Raw genomic sequence first — 3,489 nt, 5'->3', positions numbered from 1 at the left:
CGGTGATTGGGTCGAGACGACCCGTATTTGACATTGTGAATGGGTTTTTTAAAATCGATGCCGTGAGGTGCTCGATTTTGGAGGCGAGGATTGCTTCGGCGGTTCGCAGGGCACTTTTGTGCAAGGCGATCTGGACGAGCGGTTCGAAGCTCCAGATATCGACATCATCATATAAATAATCTGGCTGAGATTATAATCATCCGCACCTGAGGGTTCCCACCAAAGTATTACTTTAGCGGGGTCCCGACAAAAGCTAACGCGCACTGCTCTGCCGAGTTGGTGACGTTCCTTATGGAACGCACCCAGTGATGTCGTTGGTGGTGTGGACTCTCAAGCGTGAGGTAAGGGCAATTCGTGGATGCCTTGGCATGTACAGGCGATGAAGGACGTGGCACGCTGCGATAAGCGTCGGTGAGCTGTGAGCAAGCATTGACCCGACGATTTCCGAATGGGGAAACCCACCTATCCCGATTAATCCGAACTGTGTGGCAACACAGGGTTTGGGTTAATTAGGTTAGGTATCACTTAGCTGAATAAAATAGGCTTCGTGAAGCGAACCCGGCGAACTGAAACATCTCAGTAGCTGGAGGAAAAGACATCAACCGAGATTCCGTTAGTAGTGGCGAGCGAACGCGGACCAGGCCAGTGCCGACAAGTGAATTAGCAGAAGCTTCTGGAAAGTAGCGCCATAGCGGGTGACAGCCCCGTATGCGAAAATGAAATTGTCGGACTCGAGTAGGGCGGAACACGTGAAATTCTGTCTGAACATGGGGGGACCACCCTCCAAGCCTAAATACTCGTACATGACCGATAGCGAACTAGTACCGTGAGGGAAAGGTGAAAAGCACCCCGATGAGGGGAGTGAAACAGTACCTGAAACGGATTGCCTACAAGCAGTTGGAGGGCTTTTATGGCCTGACAGCGTACCTCTTGCATAATGGGTCTGTGACTTAATGTATCAAGCAAGCTTAAGCCGATAGGTGTAGGCGCAGCGAAAGCGAGTCTGAATAGGGCGCCAGAGTTTGATGTATTAGACCCGAAACCCGGCGATCTAGGCATGACCAGGATGAAGGTGCAGTAACATGCACTGGAGGTCCGAACCGATTAACGTTGAAAAGTTACCGGATGAGTTGTGTTTAGGGGTGAAAGGCCAATCAAGCCGGGAAATAGCTGGTTCTCCGCGAAAACTATTGAGGTAGTGCCTCGCACGAACACCTTAGGGGGTAGAGCACTGGATGGGCTAGGGGGTCGCGAGATCTACCAAACCTAACCAAACTCCGAATACCTAAGAGTGATATGCGGGAGACAGACGGCGGGTGCTAAGGTCCGTCGTCAAAAGGGAAACAGCCCTGACCTACAGCTAAGGCCCCCAAATCGTATCTAAGTGGGAAAGCATGTGGGACTTCCAAAACAACCAGGAGGTTGGCTTAGAAGCAGCCATCCTTTAAAGAAAGCGTAACAGCTCACTGGTCTAAACAAGAGGTCCTGCGGCGAAGATGTAACGGGGCTCAAGATACGTGCCGAAGCTTAGGGTGTGGCGCTTATGCGTCACGCGGTAGCGGAGCGTTCCGTAAGCCTGTGAAGCGATCTGGTAATGGGTCGTGGAGGTATCGGAAGTGCGAATGCAGACATGAGTAGCGATAAAGAGGGTGAGATGCCCTCTCGCCGAAAGACCAAGGGTTCCTGCGCAAGGCTAATCCGCGCAGGGTGAGCCGGCCCCTAAGACGAGCCCGAAGGGGGTAGTCGATGGGAACCACGTTAATATTCGTGGGCCTGGTGGTGTGTGACGGATCATGTGTGTTGTCTGCTCTTATCGGATTGAGCAGGCTTCGAAATGGTTCCAGGAAATAGCCCCACCGTATAGACCGTACCCGAAACCGACACAGGTGGTCAGGTAGAGTATACCAAGGCGCTTGAGAGAAGTGTCCTGAAGGAACTCGGCAAATTGCCTCCGTACCTTCGGAAGAAGGAGGCCCTCACTATGCGCAAGCACTTTGAGGGGGCACAGGCCAGGGGGTAGCGACTGTTTAGCAAAAACACAGGGCTCTGCTAAGTCGGCTTCAAGACGACGTATAGGGCCTGACGCCTGCCCGGTGCCTGAAGGTTAAGTGGAGGGGTGCAAGCTCTGAAATGAAGCCCAGGTAAACGGCGGCCGTAACTATAACGGTCCTAAGGTAGCGAAATTCCTTGTCGGGTAAGTTCCGACCTGCACGAATGGCGTAACGACTTCCCCACTGTCTCCAGGACATGCTCAGCGAAATTGAATTCTCCGTGAAGATGCGGAGTACCCGCGGTTAGACGGAAAGACCCCGTGCACCTTTACTGCAGCTTCAGAGTGGCATTAGGAAGAAACTGTGTAGCATAGGTGGGAGGCTTTGAAGCATCGGCGCCAGCTGATGTGGAGCCATAGGTGAAATACCACCCTGTTTGTTTCTGATGTCTAACCTCGTTCCGTAAGCCGGAACAGGGACCCTCTGTGGCGGGTAGTTTGACTGGGGCGGTCGCCTCCTAAAGAGTAACGGAGGCGCGCAATGGTGGGCTCAGGACGGTCGGAAACCGTCTGTTAGAGTGCAATGGCATAAGCCCGCCTGACTGCGAGACTGACAAGTCGAGCAGAGACGAAAGTCGGTCATAGTGATCCGGTGGTCCCTCGTGGAAGGGCCATCGCTCAACGGATAAAAGGTACGCCGGGGATAACAGGCTGATAACCCCCAAGAGCTCATATCGACGGGGTTGTTTGGCACCTCGATGTCGGCTCATCACATCCTGGGGCTGGAGCAGGTCCCAAGGGTTTGGCTGTTCGCCAATTAAAGTGGTACGTGAGCTGGGTTCAGAACGTCGCGAGACAGTTTGGTCCCTATCTGCCGTGGGCGTCGAAATTTGAGAGGAGTTGACCCTAGTACGAGAGGACCGGGTTGAACATACCTCTGGTGTACCAGTCGTTCTGCCAAGAGCGCAGCTGGGTAGCTATGTATGGACGGGATAACCGCTGAAAGCATCTAAGCGGGAAGCCTCCCTCGAGATAAGATTTCATAGAGCCGTCGGAGACCACGACGTTGATAGATCGGATGTAGAAGTGCGGTAACGCATGGAGCTAACCGATACTAATTGCTCTATTCGCGCTTGAGAGTCTCACACCATCAATGACAACACTGGGTTCGCTCAGCACGTCAGACGATAGTGCGGATGATTAAGACGACGCCAGATTGCCAATCCCCTCGCCGTCGAGGGATTGGTCGAACACACTACAAACCTTGCACGGTATCGATTTTAAAACCCTCAAGTTTCGCCGAAAGGCAAAGCTCGAGGGACCCAGATATTCACAGTCACGCATGTCGCACCGGCTCCATTGCCTGGTGGCTATAGCGTCGGTGTCCCACCCGATCCCATTCCGAACTCGGCCGTGAAACCCGACTGCGCCAATGGTACTATCGCTCAAGCGATGGAAGAGTAGGTCGTCGCCAGGCATTGAAGCCCGTGCAACATGCA

Annotated in this window: 2 rRNA genes; both read left to right on the top strand. The window is 53.4% G+C overall.

Annotated elements, in window-relative coordinates:
- The first annotated feature begins 331 nt into the window (after positions 1 to 331).
- Positions 332 to 3,128 (top strand): 23S ribosomal RNA (locus AC0CH3_RS17625).
- A gap of 224 nt (positions 3,129 to 3,352) precedes the next feature.
- Positions 3,353 to 3,467: ribosomal RNA gene (rrf, locus tag AC0CH3_RS17620) — 5S ribosomal RNA — on the top strand.
- The last annotated feature ends 22 nt before the right edge of the window (positions 3,468 to 3,489 follow it).

The organism is Sphingomonas sp. AC449, from assembly GCF_979253475.1.
The sequence above is the reverse complement of the archived record's forward strand: the minus strand, read 5'-3'. Positions and strand labels throughout refer to the sequence as shown.